The organism is Amycolatopsis eburnea (assembly GCF_003937945.1).
GTDB classification, from domain to species: Bacteria; Actinomycetota; Actinomycetes; order Mycobacteriales; family Pseudonocardiaceae; genus Amycolatopsis; species Amycolatopsis eburnea.
The window spans coordinates 119,956-136,710 of the sequence record NZ_RSEC01000063.1 but is presented as its reverse complement, the minus strand read 5'-3'; the positions used below and the strand labels follow the sequence as shown (position 1 = coordinate 136,710).

The 16,755-nt window shown below is 73.2% G+C and carries 15 protein-coding genes; 7 read left to right on the top strand and 8 right to left on the bottom strand.

Annotated elements, in window-relative coordinates:
- The first annotated feature begins 20 nt into the window (after nucleotides 1–20).
- Entirely contained in the window at nucleotides 21–1,322 is a 1,302-nt protein-coding gene (locus EIY87_RS44420) for an NAD(P)/FAD-dependent oxidoreductase (RefSeq protein WP_125316107.1), read from the top strand.
- Nucleotides 1,322–1,867, top strand: coding sequence for a hypothetical protein (locus tag EIY87_RS44415; protein WP_125316106.1), 546 nt, complete (start codon nucleotides 1,322–1,324; stop codon nucleotides 1,865–1,867). Before EIY87_RS44420 ends, EIY87_RS44415 begins: the two co-directional genes overlap by 1 nt.
- Nucleotides 1,868–1,977: 110 nt before the next feature.
- Here EIY87_RS44415 and EIY87_RS44410 read toward each other — a convergent pair whose 3' ends face one another.
- Both EIY87_RS44410 and EIY87_RS44405 read right to left on the bottom strand, forming a co-directional pair.
- The gene (locus EIY87_RS44410) at nucleotides 1,978–2,412 is read right to left on the bottom strand and encodes a VOC family protein (protein ID WP_125316105.1); all 435 of its coding nucleotides are present in this window, start codon (nucleotides 2,410–2,412) and stop codon (nucleotides 1,978–1,980) included.
- A gap of 46 nt (nucleotides 2,413–2,458) precedes the next feature.
- Nucleotides 2,459–3,343, bottom strand: a complete 885-nt coding sequence (locus EIY87_RS44405; protein ID WP_125316104.1) for a LysR family transcriptional regulator — start codon at nucleotides 3,341–3,343, stop codon at nucleotides 2,459–2,461.
- 81 nt (nucleotides 3,344–3,424) lie between these two features.
- Here EIY87_RS44405 and EIY87_RS44400 point away from each other — a divergent pair, with 81 nt between their 5' ends.
- The 3 genes from EIY87_RS44400 to EIY87_RS44390 are packed head-to-tail and all read left to right on the top strand — an operon-like array spanning nucleotide 3,425 to nucleotide 7,468.
- On the top strand, nucleotides 3,425–4,717 hold the full coding sequence (locus EIY87_RS44400) for a type III PLP-dependent enzyme domain-containing protein (RefSeq protein WP_125316103.1): 1,293 nt from the start codon (nucleotides 3,425–3,427) through the stop codon (nucleotides 4,715–4,717).
- A gap of 39 nt (nucleotides 4,718–4,756) precedes the next feature.
- On the top strand, nucleotides 4,757–6,250 hold the full coding sequence (locus tag EIY87_RS44395; protein ID WP_125316102.1) for an ArnT family glycosyltransferase: 1,494 nt from the start codon (nucleotides 4,757–4,759) through the stop codon (nucleotides 6,248–6,250).
- Nucleotides 6,251–6,283: 33 nt separating this feature from the next.
- Nucleotides 6,284–7,468, top strand: coding sequence for a 4-hydroxybenzoate 3-monooxygenase (locus tag EIY87_RS44390; RefSeq protein WP_125316101.1), 1,185 nt, complete (start codon nucleotides 6,284–6,286; stop codon nucleotides 7,466–7,468).
- On the opposite strand, the gene EIY87_RS44385 is transcribed toward EIY87_RS44390, so the two are convergent.
- Complete coding sequence (locus tag EIY87_RS44385) at nucleotides 7,465–9,816, bottom strand: alpha-L-fucosidase (RefSeq protein ID WP_125316100.1); 2,352 nt, start codon at nucleotides 9,814–9,816, stop codon at nucleotides 7,465–7,467. The genes EIY87_RS44390 and EIY87_RS44385 overlap by 4 nt on opposite strands.
- Nucleotides 9,817–10,048: 232 nt before the next feature.
- On the opposite strand from EIY87_RS44385, the gene EIY87_RS44380 reads away from it, so the two are divergent.
- Both EIY87_RS44380 and EIY87_RS44375 read left to right on the top strand, forming a co-directional pair.
- Nucleotides 10,049–10,312 carry a hypothetical protein gene (locus EIY87_RS44380; RefSeq protein ID WP_125316099.1) on the top strand — a complete coding sequence of 88 codons (264 nt, stop codon included), beginning with the start codon at nucleotides 10,049–10,051 and terminating at the stop codon, nucleotides 10,310–10,312.
- 497 nt (nucleotides 10,313–10,809) lie between these two features.
- Nucleotides 10,810–12,030, top strand: a complete 1,221-nt coding sequence (locus EIY87_RS44375; RefSeq protein ID WP_125316098.1) for an SGNH/GDSL hydrolase family protein — start codon at nucleotides 10,810–10,812, stop codon at nucleotides 12,028–12,030.
- On the opposite strand, the gene EIY87_RS44370 is transcribed toward EIY87_RS44375, so the two are convergent.
- From EIY87_RS44370 to EIY87_RS44350, 5 genes are all read right to left on the bottom strand, one after another.
- Entirely contained in the window at nucleotides 12,016–13,293 is a 1,278-nt protein-coding gene (locus EIY87_RS44370; RefSeq protein ID WP_125316097.1) for an MFS transporter, read from the bottom strand. The two genes, EIY87_RS44375 and EIY87_RS44370, sit on opposite strands and share 15 nt — an antisense overlap.
- A complete protein-coding gene (locus tag EIY87_RS44365) occupies nucleotides 13,290–13,832 on the bottom strand; it encodes a GNAT family N-acetyltransferase (RefSeq protein WP_125316096.1) in 543 nt (180 codons plus the stop codon). The genes EIY87_RS44370 and EIY87_RS44365 overlap by 4 nt, the downstream gene beginning before the upstream one ends.
- 75 nt (nucleotides 13,833–13,907) lie before the next feature.
- A complete protein-coding gene (locus tag EIY87_RS44360; protein WP_125316095.1) occupies nucleotides 13,908–14,462 on the bottom strand; it encodes a YbaB/EbfC family nucleoid-associated protein in 555 nt (184 codons plus the stop codon).
- Entirely contained in the window at nucleotides 14,459–14,800 is a 342-nt protein-coding gene (locus tag EIY87_RS44355) for a type VII secretion target (RefSeq protein ID WP_125316094.1), read from the bottom strand. Before EIY87_RS44355 ends, EIY87_RS44360 begins: the two co-directional genes overlap by 4 nt.
- 4 nt (nucleotides 14,801–14,804) lie before the next feature.
- Nucleotides 14,805–16,748 (bottom strand): hypothetical protein, encoded by a 1,944-nt coding sequence (locus EIY87_RS44350; protein WP_125316093.1) that lies wholly within the window; start codon nucleotides 16,746–16,748, stop codon nucleotides 14,805–14,807.
- Nucleotides 16,749–16,755 lie beyond the last annotated feature (7 nt).

Genomic DNA, 16,755 nt, shown 5'->3' with positions numbered 1-16,755 from the left:
CGAGCCACGAAAGGGAAACCATGCGTGTCGTGATCGTCGGCGGCGGTTTCGCCGGGTACAACACGGCGAAGAGCCTTCGGAAAGCAGCAGGCGAAGACGTCGAAATCGTCGTGCTCAACCCGACGGACTACTTCCTGTACCTGCCGCTGCTGCCGGAGGTGGCGGCCGGGATCCTCGACCCGCGGCGGGTCGCGGTGTCGATCCCCGAAACCCTGCGCGGGGTGCGCCTGGTGCTGGGGACCGCGACCGGCGTCGACTTCGACGGCCGCACGGTCGCCTACACCGATCCGGAGGACCAGGAGCACCGGCTCCGCTACGACCGGCTGGTGCTGGCCGCGGGCAGCGTCAACAAGCTGCTGCCGATCCCCGGCGTCCCCGAGTACGCGCACGGCTTCCGCGGCGTGCCCGAAGCGCTCTACCTGCGCGACCACATCACGCGGCAGATCGAGCTGGCCGCCGCGACGGACGACCCGGCCGAACGCGCCGCGCGCTGCACGTTCGTGGTGGTCGGCGCGGGGTACACCGGCACCGAAGTGGCCGCGCAGGGCCCCGCGTTCACCGCCGCGCTCGCCGCGCGCCACCCCGAGCTCGCCGGGCAGCCGATCCGCTGGCTGCTGCTGGACGTCGCCGAGCGCGTGCTGCCGGAACTGGCCGACCGCCTCGGGCGGACCGCCGACGAGGTGCTGCGCTCGCGCGGCGTCGAAGTGCTGATGAAGACGTCTGTGGACAACGCCGGCCCCAAGGGCGTGACGCTGACGAACGGCGACTCGGTGCCCACCCGGACGCTGGTCTGGTGCGTCGGCGTGCGGCCGGACCCGCTGGTGGCCGAGATCGGGCTCGAGACCGCGAAGGGCAGGGTGGTGGTCACCGAGCGGCTGAACGTGCCGGGCCGCGACGACGTGTTCGCCTGCGGCGACGCGGCCGCCGTCCCCGACCTCACCCGCCCCGGCCGGTACACCGCGATGACCGCGCAGCACGCCGAACGGCAGGGCAAGCTGGCCGGGCGCAACGTCGCGGCGTCGCTCGGCTACGGCCGCCCGGGCACCTACCGCCACCACGACCTCGGCTTCGTCGTCGACCTCGGGGCCGGCGCGGCCGCGGCGAACCCGATGCACATCCCGCTGTCCGGCCTCCCGGCGAAGGCGGTCACGCGCGGCTACCACCTGCTGGCGATGCCGGGGAACCGCGTGCGCACCGCCGCCGACTGGCTCCTGGAGCGGCTGACCGGCCGCCAGACCGTCCAATTGGGACTCGTCCGGTCGGGGTCCGTGCCGCTGGACACGGACTCGCCGGAACTCCCCCACCGTGGAAAGGATTCCTGATGGCCGAACCCCTGCGTTCCGAAGGCCCGTCCGTGGTGACCGCCGGCGACCCGGCCGGTCCCAAGGTGATCGTCCTCGACCCGGCCGGCGCCGGCAAGCACGACGAGCTGCCTGCCACCTGGCGCCCGCTCGCGGAGCAGTGCGCGGTGTTCTGGTGCCGCGTCCCGGCGGGCGGCGCCCTCACCGAAGCCGACGACCTCCTGGGCGACGCCGGCCCCGCCGACCCGGAGATCTCGGTGGTGGCGAGCGGCCCGTTCGCGACCGAAGCGCTCCAGCTGGTCGAACGCCACCCGGGCGCGGCGGCCCGCCTGCTGCTGGTCGACCCGGCCTCGGACGCGTTCCTCCCGTCCGGCGACGCGCGGGAGGCGAACGAAACCTGGCTGTCCGAGCACGACGACGTCATCGCGAAGCTGCGGGAGGACGGGACGGTGGTGCGGGTGGTGGCGTCGAGCAGCGACAGCCCGGCGGACCGGGTGCCCCCGCCGTTGCCGCTGGGTCACCCGGAGGTGGTGGCGGCGGTCCGGATGGCGCTGGGCGACGGCTAGGCCGTCAGTTCGGTCGGCTCCCGAGCGCCCCAATGTGGCCTTGGTTGCGTCTGACGCACCCAATGTGGCCTTCGGTGCGTCTGACGCACCGAAGGCCACATTGGGGCGCTTCAGTCCAGGCAGAATTCGTTGCCCTCGACGTCCTGCATCACGATGCACGACTCGTTGTACTCATCGGCGTACAAGGTCTGGAAGTGGCTCGCGCCGAGCGCGATCAGCCGGTCGCGCTCGGCCTCCAGGGCGGCGAGCCGCTCGGCGCCCTTCAGGCCGGTGCCGGCCCGCACGTCGAGGTGGACGCGGTTCTTGACGACCTTGCCTTCGGGGACGCGCTGGAAGAACAGCCGCGGGCCCGCGCCGGTGGGGTCGACGCAGGCGAACGCCGCGCCCTGGCGCTCGGCAGGCAGCGAGCGGTCGAAGTCGGCCCAGGTGTCGAAGCCGGCGGGCGCGGGCGGGACGACGTAGCCCAGCACCTCGCACCAGAACCGGGCGACGCGCTCGGGTTCCGCGCAGTCGAACGTGATCTGTACCTGCCTGATCGTCCCCATCCGCCCACCCTAACGACGCCGTCCACGGCTTTTGCCGAAGGGGTTCCTACTCCCCCGCGCCGCGGGCCAGCGCCACGAACCCCCGCACGACCGGGGAAACCGCGCCCGCCCGCCAAGCCAGTCCCAGGTCGATGCGTGGCACCGGATCCTCCAGCCGCCGCAGCACCACCCCGCGGCGCCGCAGGGCGCGGGCGCGGTGTTCCGGGACCGCCGCGATGCCCGCGCCCTCGGCGACCGCGCGCATCAGCTGCTCGTCCTCCGGCTCCTCCCGCACGATCGGCGGGACCCCGCCCGGCCAGACCTGCGCGCTGATCGCGTCGTACTGGCCCGGGCCGTTCTCGCGCGGCCAGAACACCACCGGCTCCGCCGCGATCCACGCCCGCCGCAGCCGGCGGCGGTGGCGGGCCAGCGCGTGCCCCGACGGCACCGCGATCAGCACCTCCTCCGAGCCGACCACCGCGACCTCGATGCCCGGGGCGTCCACCGGCGGCCGGACGAAGCCCAGGTCGATCTCGCCGTCCCGGAGCCGGGCCAGGTTGAAGCTGGTCCAGCCGGTCTCCAGCGCCAGGGAGACCTCCGGGTACCGCGCGCGGTACGCCGCCACCAGGTCGCCGGCCAGGGGGCCCGGGGCCGAGCGGGTGTAGGCGATGCGCAGGCGGCCGGTGTCGCCGCGACCGGTCGCCGTGATGACGCCGCGGGCGCGGTCCAGCCGGTCGAGCAGGTCGCGGGCCTCCGCCGCGGCGACGCGGCCCGCCTCCGTCAGCGCGAAGCGGGGGCCCGAGCGGTCGAGCAGCGCGACGCCCAGCTCCGCTTCGAACGCGCGGATCTGCTGGCTCAGCGACGGCTGCGACACGAACAGCCGGGCCGCCGCGCGGGTGAAGTGCATCTCCTCGGCGAGCACGGCGAAGTAGTGCCATCGGCGCAGGTCCACCCAGCCACTATAGGACGGGCCTATGACACCAGAAGGACGAAGTCTTGGACCCGGACCGGCCGCGCACGCTGTCCTGGAGGGGTGAACCGCACCGAACGCAAGCTCCGCGCCCTCGCCGCCGGCCACCACCTCGCCGACCCGCTGGCCGGGTTCGTCGACCTCGCCGGGATCCGCGAAGCCGTCGAGGACCTGACGAAGGCCTTCGCGCCCCTGGGCCGCGTCCAGCACACGGTCGCCGTCAAGGCGTGCGGCCTCGCGCCGCTGCTGCGCTACCTCGGCGACCTCGGGGTCGACGCCGAGGTCGCGAGCCCCGGCGAGACCGCCGTCGCCGAAGCGGCCGGAATTCGCGGCCCGCGGCTGGTCCTCGACTCCCCCGCCAAGACCACCGCCGAACTCGCGCACGCCCTCGCCGAAGGCACCGCGGTCAACGCGGACAACTTCCAGGAGCTGGCCCGGCTCGACGGGCTCGTCGGGCCGGCCCCGCGCTCGGTGCTCGGCCTGCGGATCAACCCGCAGGTCGGGGCGGGGCGGATCGGCGACACCAGCACCGCGACCACGACGTCGAAGTTCGGCGTTCCCCTGCGCGACAACCGGAATCTCGTGAAAGAGGCGTTCGCGCGCCGCCCGTGGCTGACGCGGCTGCACGTCCACGTCGGCTCGCAGGGCTGCCCGCCGGAGCTGATGGCCGAGGGCGTCGCCGCCGCGCACGCGCTGGCCGAAGAGATCAACGCCGAAGCCGGGTTCCGGCAGGTCACCAGCCTCGACCTCGGCGGCGGCCTGCCGGTGAACTTCGTCTCCGACGAGCCCGGGTTCACCCACGCCGACTACGTCGCGACGTTGCTGGCGCGAGTCCCCGCCCTCGCCGACGGGCGCTACGGCTTCGTCACCGAGTTCGGCCGGTCCCTGCTGGCGAAGAGCGGGTTCCTGGTCAGCGCCGTCGAGTACACGAAGGTCGCGGGCGGCCGGCCCATCGCCGTGACGCACGCCGGTGCCCAGGTCGCCGCCCGCACCGTGCTCCAGCCGGAGCACTGGCCGCTGCGGCTGACCGCGCTCCACCCCGACGGCACCCCCAAGACCGGGCCCGGGGTGCCGCAGGACATCGCCGGTCCGCTGTGCTTCGCGGGCGACCTCCTGGCCCGCGAACGGTCCCTGCCGCTGCTGGAGCCCGGCGACCTGGTCGTCGCCCACGACACCGGCGCGTACTACTTCGGCGCGCACTACGCCTACAACACGCTCCCCCGCCCGGCCGTGCACGGTTTCACCGTCTCCGAGCGCGGCGAGGTCCGGTTCACGCCGATCCGGCGCGCGCAGACCCTGGCCGAGCTGGTCGCGGACGCCGGCGGCGAATTCGTCGGAGCGCTCCCGGGAGCGTGAGCACCGGCGTACGATCCCCGCACGCCGAGGGGAGGCTCCATGGGGGAGCAACGCGGGCTGCCGCGGTTCGCCGCGCTGCCGGTGGGGATCGTCGTCGCCGTCCAGGCGGCCGTGCTGACCGCGCTGTCCGGCCGGTACGGCTTCCACCGCGACGAGCTGTACTTCGTCGCGTCGGGCCGCCGCCCGGACTGGGGTTACGTCGACAACCCGCCGCTCACGCCGTGGCTCGCCCGAGCGTCGACCGCGGTGTTCGGCGAAACTCCCGCCGGTCTCCGGGTCATCGCGACCTTGCTGGGCATGGCGACCGTCGTGGTGGTGGCGCTGCTCGCCCGCGAATTCGGCGGCGGGCGCGGGGTCCAGCTGTTCAGCGCGATCGCGACGGCGTTGTCCTCCTACGTCCTGGTCGTGTCGCACATGCTGGCCACCAACTCCGCGGACCTCCTGCTGTGGTCGCTGATCACGCTCTTCGGGCTGAAGCTGCTGCGGGCCGGCGACGGCCGGTGGTGGCTCGCGGCCGGCGCCGCCGCCGGGGTCGGGCTGGCGAACAAGTGGCTGGTGCTGCTCCTGCTGTCCGGGCTCGGGATCGGCGTCGCCGCCGCCGGGCCGCGCCGGGTGTTCCGGACCTGGTGGCTCGCGGGCGGCATCGGGCTCGCCGTGGTGCTCGCCGCGCCCGTCGTGGCCTGGCAGGCGGCCCACGACTGGCCGATGCTCACCGTCGCCGGCGGGATCAGCGCGGACGACGGCGGCGAGAACCGCGCGTTGTTCGTGCCGATGCAACTGGTCCTGCTCTCGCCCGTGCTGGTGCCGGTCTGGGTCGCCGGGCTCGTGCGGCCGTGGCGTGATCCCCGGCTGCGCTGGGCGCGTGCGCTCACGATCGCGTACCCCGTGGTCTGCCTCGAACTGCTGGTGGTGGGCGGGAAACCGTACTACTCCATCCCGCTGCTGCTGCCGCTGGTGGCGCTCGGCGCGGAGCCGGTGCTGCGGTGGCTGGGCCGGGGTGGGCTGACCCGGCGCGCGCTCACCGGCGCGGCCGCCGCGGTGTGCGTGGTGGTGTCCGTCCTCATCGGACTCCCCGTGGTGCCGCCGCCGGCGTTGAACGGCGTCCTGCTGGCCATGAACAAGGAGCCCGGCGAGCAGGTCGGCTGGCCGGAGTTCGCGGGCAGCGTGGCCGCCGCCTGGCAGCGGATCCCCGCCACCGAACGCGACACCGCGGTGATCGTCGCGGGCAACTACGGGGAAGCCGGGGCGATCGAGCGCTACGGGCCGGAGCTCGGGCTGCCGCGGCCGTACTCCCCGCACATGTCCTACGCGGACTGGGGCCCGCCGCCGGACCGGCTGGTCGGGCCGGTGCTGCTCGTCGGCGGCTTCGAACGCGGTTCCCCCGCGGCGCGGCTGATCACCGGGTGCCGTCCGGTCGCCAAGCACTTCACGGCGGGCGGGGTGGACAACGACGAGAACGGCGTCGTCCTCTCGCTGTGCACGCTGACCAAGCCGTGGTCCGTCGCGTGGCGGCGGCTGCGCCAGTTCTACTGAACGGTTCGTCCGGTTCGCGCTACCCTCGGGCCCATGGTGGCGAGGCGCACGGCGGTGGCCGTGGTGGGGGCGGGCCCGGCCGGACTCACGGTGGCGAACCTGCTGCGGCGCGCGGGCATCCCGTGCGTGCTGCTGGAGCGGGAAAGCCGGGCGTTCGTCGAGCAGCGGCCGCGGGCCGGGTTCATCGAGGAGTGGGCGGTCCGCGGGCTCGAGCAGCGGGGCCTGGGCGAGCGGCTCGTCGCGAAGGCGCCCCAGCACGCGGAGTTCGAGTTCCGCTTCGCCGGGCGGCGGCACCGCTTCCGCTACGGCGACGTCACCGGGCAGCGGCATTTCGTCTACCCGCAACAGCTTCTGGTGACCGACCTGGTCGCGCAGTACACCGACGCGGGCGGTGAGGCCGTCTTCGAGGTCTCGGACGTCGAGTTGCACGACCTGACGTCGGACTCCCCCGCCGTCACGTTCCGGGCCGGTGGGGACGAGCACCGGATCGACTGCGACTTCATCGCGGGCTGCGACGGCGCCCGCGGCGTCACGCAGGGGTACCTGCCACCGGAAACCACCGTGAAAGCCCACCACGACTACGGAATCGGCTGGCTGGCCCTGCTCGCGGAGGCACCGCCGTCCGCCGACGGCGTCCTGTTCGGCATCCACCCGCGCGGGTTCGGCGCGCACATGGCCCGCACGCCCGACGTCACCCGGTTCTACCTGCAGACGGCGGCGGGCGAGACCGAGGCGGACTGGCCCGACGAGCGCGTCTGGCGCGAGCTGCAGGCGCGGCTGGCCGTGCCGGACGGCCCGATCACCGAGGGGCGGCTGATCGAGAAGCGCGTCCTCGACATGCACAACTACGTCGTCGAGCCGATGGCGCACGGCCGCCTGTACCTGGCGGGCGAGTCGGCGCACCTGGTCGCGCCGATCGCGGCCAAGGGCATGAACCTGGCTCTGCACGACGCTTTCCTGCTCGCGGAGGCCTTCGAAGCCCACTACGCGGGCGATTCCGCGAAACTGGCCGGGTACTCCGCCGCGTGCCTGCCGCTGGTGTGGCAGTACCAGGAGTTTTCCCAGTGGCTGTCAGACATCTTCCACCACACCGCGGCCACGGGCGAGAACCCGTTCCAGGCGCGCATCGCGGAAGCCCGGATGCGCCGCCTGCTGGGTTCGCCCGCGGCCGCGGCGGCGTTCGCGGAGCTGTACATCGGCAAGAACGCCGATTTCTAGCTCCAGGCGATCTTGAACACCCACGCGTAACGGCCGGACTGCCGGGCTGCGGCCGGGACGTCGATCACCAGCGAGCCGTTTTCCACCGTCCAGTGCAGGTTCCCGCGGTAGCCGAGCAGGCTCACCCGGTCGCCGGCGCGGATCGGCACCGGCGCGTCGACCACGAGCCTGCTGCCCGGGGCGGCGAGGGAATGCACGTAGAACGCCTCGTTCTGCTTGACGGTGAACCGCAGGTCGCCGAGCTGCGCCATGCGCGACCAGTACGTCGTGCCGTAGATGGCTTCGCCGTTGACCTTCAGCCACGCGCCGGCGTCGCGCAGGTGGCGCTGCATGACGTCCGGGATGGTGCCGTCGAAGTCCGGGCCGATGTCGAGCAGGAAGTTGCCGTTCTTCGACACGATGTCGACCAGCGTCCGGACGACCTCCTCCGCCGTCATGTACCGGTCGTCCGGGGTCGCGCGGTTGTAGCCGTAGGAGAACGGGTCGAGGCCGCGGCTCGCCTCCCACTTCGCCACCACGGTGTTCGGGTACGTCGTGTACTCCGGCGTCGTGAAGTCGTGGTCCGGGATGCCGCCGCGGTCGTTGTAGGTGACGTCCTTGGGGCGCTTGCGGTTCTTCGCGCGGTTGAAGTACTCGGTGAGCACGGTCCGGCTGTCGTTGACGCCCCCGATGTCGAACCACAGGACGTCCGGGTCGAACTCCGAGATCAGCTCGAGCACCTGCGGCGCCTGGTAGTCGCGGACGAAGTCCTTGCCCGCGGTGTAGCCGGTGTAGGGCAGCGCCGCGCCGGTGTACGGGTTGCGCGGCGCGTGGCCCATCCACGGGTTGTCCGGGTTGAACCACTCGGGCAGCGAGAAGTACAGGCCGTTGCGCAGCTGGGGCGTGTACTTCCGGGAGGCCGCGAACAGCTCGGCGATGACGTTGCGCTTCGGGCCGAGCTTGACGGAGTTGCGGTCGCTGACCTTGGTGTCCCACAACGCGAAGCCGTCGTGGTGCTTGGAGGTCAGGACGTAGTATTCGGCGCCGGCGTCCGCGATCAGGTTCAGCCAGGTGCGCGGGTCGAACTTCTCGGCGGTGAACAGCGGGATGAAGTCGTCGTAGGTGAAGTTCTCGCCGTACTTCTGGCGGTGGTAGGCGTAGGTGGCGCCGTGGGGGTCCTGCTGGTTCTGCCAGTACCACTCGGCGTACTGCTGCCCCACTGGCGCCCACGCGGGCACGGCGTAGACGCCCCAGTGGATGAAGATGCCGAACTTGCTGTCGGTGAACCAATAGGGCGCGCGGTGCGTCGACAGCGAGGCGTCGGTCGGGCGGAAGTCCGGGACGCCGAGGGTGATCGGCACCTGCTGCGTGGCGAGCGTGCCGCGGCCGGCCGTGACGCGGACCTGGCCGGTGGCGGTGGTGCCGGGCGGCACGGACGCGTTCGGCGCGAGCCCGAGCCGCACGGTGGCCTGCTCCCCCGGCGCCAGCGCGCGGATGGCCGCCGGGACGGTGGTCCGGCCGCCGGGGACGTCGACGGTGACGGTCACGGCGTCGCGGGCCCCGAGCCACACGGTGCCGGCGTTGACGATCGTCGCTTCCGCGGCCTGCGGGCCGCCGTCGGTGAGCAGGTTCGCCGTCGACCGGCTGTCGAGCACGAGCGCCGAGCGCCCCACGGCGACCGGCTGCAGGGTGAGCGCGAAGACGTGCAGGCTGGCGACGTTGGGCGCGGGGTTCGCGGTGGTCGGCAACGTCACCGCGACGGCTTCGCGGGCGGGGTCGACCCAGACCTGGCCGGTGGCGAGCGAAACGGGGTTGTTGTCGACGACGCCGCCGGGTGCGTAGCGGAACGGCGAGACGAGCGCGCCGGTGCCGGTGTACCAGTCGGGGCCGGAGAGCGAGCCGGTGCTGGTGGTGCCGTCGGCGTAGTGCACGGTCGCGGTGCCGCCCGCGGTGCCGTAGCTGCCCGCGACCAGGAAGTACGCGACGAAGTAGCGCCCCTTCGGCAGGTCGACCCGCTGGCCGGTGGCGGCGATGTTGTTCTTCGCGCCGGCGGCGGCTGAGCCGAGCTTGAACGGCACCCCGCCGACGGTGGTGGTCTGCCCGGCGGGCAGGTGCTCGGCCGGGAAGGTGTACCCGGACCCGTCGAAGTCACCCCCGGTGGCCGACGCGCTGTCGATGCCGTCGTTGGTGAACCAGGCGTCGAGGGTAACGGGAACGGGTGGCGGCGGCGGGACGATCGGGGTGCCGGCGTCGTCGGCCACGGCGTCGACGGGGATCGCGGCACCCGCCGGGGTCAGGCCGGCGGCGGTCAGGGCCACGGCACCACCCAGGGCGATGCCCAGGGCTTGGCGGCGGGGGAAGGTCGTCATTGAACCTCCAGGGATCGGATGACTACGGCGGAATGACGACAGAGTTCGCCCCTAGTCGGCCAATCTGTCGTTGGCGGAGCTGATTCATCCGATGACTGACCCTGGTCGTTGGACCTCTCGGTGTCAAGAGGCGATCGAAGTGAACCTCGGTCACGACCGGCGCGTGGTCCTGGGTGAGGAGCTGCAGCACTCGACATCCGCGCCGAACCAGCCGCACCGAAAGGCCAGACCGATGCCCACCCACCCGAACGCGCTGAGCCGCCGCGCGATCGCCATGCTCAAGGCGATCGCGGCCGGCCGCGCCGAGCTCCGCTGCAGCTGCGAACCCGACCTCCGCGTGGACGGGCTCCCGTGCTGCGACCAGACCACCGCCCACGACCTCGCCCGCGCGGGGTTGGTCCGGGCGGTCGGAACGCCGTCGCCGGGCCAGTGGGCCCCGGCCGAACTGACCGAAGCGGGACACGTCGCGCTGGGCGGATTTCCCGCCGCCGCTTGAGAGTTCGTGAAGGCCACCTTGAGGAACTTGAAGTTCCTCAAGGTGGCCTTCACGGCTTTCAGGCGTGCCCGGGGCGGCGCGGGTGGCGCGGCGGTGTCTTGAATGAGTCATTCAGGTCTTCGGAGGTCCTGAATGACTCATTCAAGACCTTTGCCGAGCGGGCCTGCGGGGCGGCGGGGAACCCGGAACGGAGTGCGAGAAATCTTGGGGCGCGCTGAACCCGGGCGGGCCGGGGGCCGTGCTCTGGTTGAGGGCGTCTCGCACCGCCCTCCGGGGTCACCACGACGCAACGATCCGGGCCAGCCTCCGCCCGATCGGGACCGGGTGCCCCGGCGAGCGGCCGTCGCGGCAACGGCCACCTCGCGCGGGCCCGTCCGGCATCCCCAGAATCCCGGACGGGCCCGCCCCTTGCCGTTCCGGAACTGTCCGGGATCCTGTCCGGTCCGCTCACCTGATCAGCGGTCCCTGGGTCGGCGCAAGGGCGACACCGTGAGTACATGCGACGCTTCCTGGCCGTGAGCGCGGCGATCCTGGCGGGGTGCGGTCTCCTCACGACGGCCGGGAGCGCGAATCCGGAAAGCGCTCTCCCGAACCTCGCGCAGCACGCGGTCGGCGGCTGGGTCGGGACGTGGGCCGCGGCTCCCGCGGCCGCCGTGCCGAACACGCCGGACGGCTATCCCGGCTTCTCGATCCGCAACGTCGTGCACACCAGCGTCGGCGGCGGGCGGACCCGCGTCCACCTCTCCAACGCCTTCGGCGCCTCGCCCCTCACCTTCGGGCACGTCACCATCGCCGTGCAGGGCGCCGGGCCGGACGCCGTTCCGGGGACGCTGCGGGAGCTCACCTTCGGCGGGGCGGCCGGCGTCGTCGTGCCCGCCGGGGCCGAGGCGCTCAGCGATCCCGCCGAACTGCGGGTGCCCGCCGACGCCAACCTGCTCGTCACGACCTACGTGCCGGCGAAGTCCGGGCCGGTGACCTACCACCCGGCCGCCGCGCAGACGTCGTACTTCACCCGTGACGGCGACTTCGCCGCGAGCGAGTCCGGGGCGCCCTACACCGAGCAGACTTCCGTGTGGCACTACGTTTCCGGCGTCGACGTCCAGGGCGGCGCCGAGGCTTCGATCGTCGCGCTCGGCGACTCGATCACCGACGGCGTCGGGTCGCGGGCCGGCGCCAACCACCGGTGGCCCGACTACCTCGCCGACCGGCTGCACGGCCGGTTCGGCGTGCTGAACGCGGGCATCAGCGCCAACCGGCTGCTGCTCGACGTACCCGGGTCCGGCGCGGGCCAGAACGCGCTTTCCCGGTTCGACCGCGACGTCCTGAGCGTCGGCGGCGTGCGGACGCTCATCGTGCTGGAAGGCATCAACGACATCCAGCAGACCCCGCACCAGACCGACCCCACCGCGATCACGTCGGCGTACCGCCAGTTGGTCGCGCAGGCGCACGCGCGAGGCATCCGGGTCGTCGGTGCCACGCTCACGCCGTTCAAGGGCTGGCACGTCTACGACGAAACGCTCGAAGCGACCCGCCAGGCGGTGAACGCGTTCATCCGCACCGGCGGGGTCTTCGACGCCGTCGCCGACTTCGACGCGGCCCTGCGCGACCCCGCCGATCCGCTGACCCTGCTGCCGGCCTACGACTCCGGCGACCACCTCCACCCCGGCGACGCGGGCTACGAGCGGATGGCCGCCGCCGTCCGCCTAGACCGGCTGTGACCGCGGGATGAACAGCACCGCGACCAGGCTCACCACCGCCGTCGCCACGAGGTAGAGCGACACCGAAAGCGACGTCCCGGTGGAACTCTGCAGCGCCACCGCGATCGACGGCGCGAAGCCGCCACCCAGCACCGCGCCGACCGCGTACGAGAACGATGCTCCGCTGTAGCGGTAGCGCGGTTCGAACAGCTCCGCGAACAACGCCGACTGCGGCCCGTACGTCGCGCCCAGGCCGACGTTCAGCACCACCACCGCCACGAGCAGCCACGCCGTCACGCGGGTGTCCACCAGCAGGAAGAACGGGATCGGCCAGAGCACCAGCAGCACCGATCCGGCCAGGTAGACCGGTTTGCGGCCCACGCGGTCCGACCACGCCGCCGTGGCGAGGATGCTCACCAGCCACGTCACGCTGCCGACGATCACCACCACGAGCAGCGTCGTCCGGTCGATCTTCAGCACCGATGTGCCGTAGGACAGCAGGTACGCCAGGAAGATGTACCCGATCGCGGTGTTCGCGATGAAGCTGCCGGACGCCACGAGCAGCGCCCGCGGCCGCTCGCGCAGCACCTCGACCATCGGACGGCTGCTGCGGGCTTCGGCGTCCCGCAGCCGCGCGAACACCGGGCTCTCCTCGATCCGCAGCCGGATCACCAGGCCGACGCCGACCAGCAGGATGCTCGCCAGGAACGGCACCCGCCAGCCCCACGACGCGAACTGCGCGTCGGTCAGGGACCGGCCGAGGACGAAGAACATCAGCTGCGCCAGGATGAGCCCGGCCGGGACGCCGATCTGCGAGAAGGCGCCGTAGCGGCCGCGACGGCCTTCCGGCGCGTGCTCGACCGCCATCAGCGCCGCCCCGCCCCATTCGCCGCCCGCGCTCAGCCCCTGGAGCAGCCGCAGGACCAGCAGCAGGACGGGTGCCCAGACCCCGATCGCGGAGTACGTCGGCAGCAGCCCGACGCCGACCGTGGCCACGCCCATCACGAGCAGGGACAGCACCAGCATCGCCTTGCGCCCCACGCGGTCGCCGAAGTGGCCCCAGAGGATCCCGCCGACCGGGCGGGCGAGGAAGCCGACCCCGAGCGTCGCGAACGAGGCGAGGGTGCCGGAAGCGGGTGACAGCGTCGTGAAGAACAGCTTGCCGAACACGAGGGCCGCCGCCGTGCTGTAGATGAAGTAGTCGTACCACTCGATGGTGGTCCCCACGGCGCTCGCCACGGCGACCCGGCGCAGCTGCCGGGTCGCGACCGCCGGGGTGCTCACGACCCGGCGAGCGCGGCCGTCGGGACCAGGTCCTCGGCGAGCAGGTCCATCAGCAGCCCGTCGTGCCAGCTGCCGTCGGGCCCGCGCTCGTAGGAGCGCATCCGGCCGACCGGCCGGAAGCCGAGGGACTGGTAGAGCTTGATCGCGGCTTCGTTGTCCGCCGCGGGGTCGATCACCAGCCGGTGGTGCCCGCGCACGGTGAACAGGTACTCGGCCAGCGTCCGGATGGCGTCCGAACCGAGGCCGCGGCCCTGCCAGGCGGGGTGTACGGCGATGTCGATGCCGGCGTGGCGGTACTGCGGATCGGCTTCCTCGAAAGCGAGCTCGATGCCCACGACGACGTCGTCGTGTTCGATGGCGTAGGTCGTGGTGCCCTCGTCCGGGTCCAGCAAGTAGGACACCTGGGCGGCCACCGGCTCCTCGGCGTCGGCCCACCAGCGGGCGACTTCGGGGTGCGACAGGATCTCCTCGAACCGGGCGGCGTCCAGGGCGGCGGCGGGCCGCAGCCGGACACGGCTACCGGTGATAAGGCCGGTCATCGGCCCAGTGTCGTCGCCCGGCGCGCCGGTGTCGAGCCCCGAACGGGGCCAGGCCGGCCGCCGGCCCGGCCCGCGTCACCAGGGGTTGTTGTCGTCCTCGTCCGGGTCGGGACGCCGCCGCTGCGGCGGTGAAGCCTGCGGGGCCGACGGCGACGGCGGGACCGCCGCACCGCCGGACGGGGACGGCGGGACCGGCGGCGGCGAGGCCGGGGGCTGCGGGTCCTCCGGCTCGTCCGGGTCCGGGAACCGGCCGCGCAGCGTGTCCAGCACCGCCGTGCGGGTCTCGCGGTCCTCGTCGCCGAGCTGCTCGGCCATCACGCCCGCGACGCGCTCGGCGATGCCCGACTGCGCGCGGCGCATCGTCGTGAGGATCTGCCGGGACAGCTCCTCCAGCGGGAACGACTTGACCTTGTTCGAGAACGTCAGGTCGGTGACCGTGCCGTCGGCGCCGACGGTCACGCTGACCGCGCCGTCGGAGCTGGTCGAGGTCAGCCGGAGCCGCTCGGTCTCCGCCTGGGCCGCCTGGTAGCGCTCGGCCTTCGCCGCGAACCCGGCCGCCCAGTCGTCCATCCGGCGGATCGCCTCGTCGGGGTCCCGCATCAGGTCCCCGAGGCCGTTCGGGCCGGTCATGCCTTCGTCCTCGCTTCCACGGCCCGCGGCGACGCCGTGAGCTGCTTCTCGAACGGCTCCGCGTTCGCCTCTTCACCGTCGCGGTAGGACTGCGCGGCGGTCTTGACGTTGTCCGCGAGCCCGCGCACGCCTTCGATCGACGCGGCCAGCGTCTCCTTCGCCTTCTCCCCCGTCGGCCGGATGATCGGCGGGAGGAACGCGCACAGCAGCCCGTACGCGTCGTCCGACATCGCCGTGTCGGCCGCCGCGGAGGCCGTGTTGAGCCGGTCGACCAGGCTCTCGACGTGACTCGAGTGCGCGACCAGTTCGTCCGGTTCGACCTCGAAGCCGGCCGTCATGCGTTCACTTCCAATCCTGGTTCTTCCAGTCGCCGATCACCGGGGGCGCGACGACCTGCTCGCCCGCGAAGAAGTTCGGGTCGTCGCTCTCGAGGTAGTCGGCCGCCTTGTGTTCCTTGTCGTTGTCGCCCTTGCCGCCCCGGGCGCCGGCACCCATGCCGCCCATGCCGGGGGAACCGGCCGCGCCGGCCTTGCCCGCCATGCCCGCGTTGCGCGCCGCCGCCGCTTCGGCCTCCGCGGCCGCGCCGGACGCCGCACCGCCGGCCAGGTTGCCCGCGCCCGTGCCGCGCACGCCACCGCCGCCCGCGCCACCGCCGCCGATGCCACCGAGGGACCCGCCCCCGGCACCGCCGCCGCCGATGCCGCCGAGGCGGCTGGCGATGCTGTCCCCGTTGATGCCGCCGAGGCGGCCGATGGTCGGCGTCTTCCCGCCGCCGGGGATGCCGCCCGGGCCGGTGCCGGTGGGCAGGCCGGTGATCGGGTCGATGCCCGGCGGGGTGAACCCGGGGATCGGGCTGCCGCCGCGGCCGATCGTGGTGCCGCCACCGCCGACGTCCGGGATGTTCGGGATCGACGGCGGCGTGTAGCCGCTGCCGCCCGGGCCGCCGCTCGACGGGATGCCGGACGGCGAGAAGCCGGACGACGTCGTCGAGTCGTCGAAACCGGGGACCGACGAGCCGGGGATGCCGGCGCCGCTGAAGCTGCCGCCGGGGATCTCCGGGATCGACCCCGGGCTGAAGCCCGAACCGCCGGCGCCGCCACCGCTCGCGGCCGGGATACCGGCCCCGGAGAAGCCGGAGCCGCCTGCCCCGCCGCCGCCGGGGATCCCACTGCCCGAGAAGCCCTCGGTGCCGGAGCCGCCCGGGCCGCCGCCCGGGATACCCGAGCCGCCGCCGGGGATCCCGGCACCGCTGCCCCCGGGGCCGCCCGCGCCGCCGAGCCCGGCGGCGTCCAGCCCGGCCGGGGTGCGGCCGGAAGCGGTGGGGTCCAGTGCCGGGTCCATCGCGGTCCGCGCCAGCAGCGGGTGCTCGGCGCTCGCCGCCGCACCGCCGTCCGCCCGGGTGCCGGTCAGCTGCCGCGTCGCGGTCGCCGTCGGCAGCTTCGGCGGGGCCGGGAACCGCGGCGTGGCGACCGCCGCGCCGATGGTCTCGTCGTACTGGGTCATGATCTGCGCGGCGTGGTCGCGCGCGGCCGTCTGGGCCCGGTAGGTCTGGATCGCCTCGCCGGCCGCCGCGGCGTACTGCACCGGGTCGGTCATCGACATCAGCCGCTGGTTGGTGCTCTGCAGGTCGAACTGGACCGGCGGGTTCGCGACCATCTGCCGCTGGGTTTCGTTGAGCGCCTGGGAGTGGATCTCCTGCTGGCGGCCGGCGAGCGTCGCGCCCTGCGCGGTCGCGCCCAGCCACTTGCCGACCCCGGCGAGGTGCTCGCGGACGGCGTCGCCGGCGTCGCCCTGCCAGTTGCTGGTGCTCGCGTTGATGGCGTCGGCCAGCGTCTTCTGGTGCGTGCCGAGGTCGTTGCCGACCCGCACCCACTCCTCCGAGGTCTCCGCGACGGTCGCCGGGTTGGCGTCCTGCGTGATGGCCTCGTTCATCTGCTCGTGGGTGGCGTTGGCCCAGAGCGTCTTCGGGGCGCCGCCGGTCTCGCGCATGGCGAGGCCCTCGTCGAGGCCGTGCTTGGCGTCGTCGAGGTGCTGCTGGTACAGCTCCTGGATCTTCTTGTCGCGCAGCACCGGGTCGACGACCGGGCCGAGCCAGCCGCGCCGGATCTCGTCGTCGACCTGCCTGGTGGCCATTTCGCGGATTTCGTCGCCGGACGGCGACTTGTCCGTGGTCAGCGGACCGACGTAGTACTTCGACGACGAATCGGCCGTCACGTCGTAGAGCGGACTGCGCGGGTTGTAGTCCGGGGACGACGGGTCCGAGACGGACTCGGCGGTGGGTGCCACGGTCTCC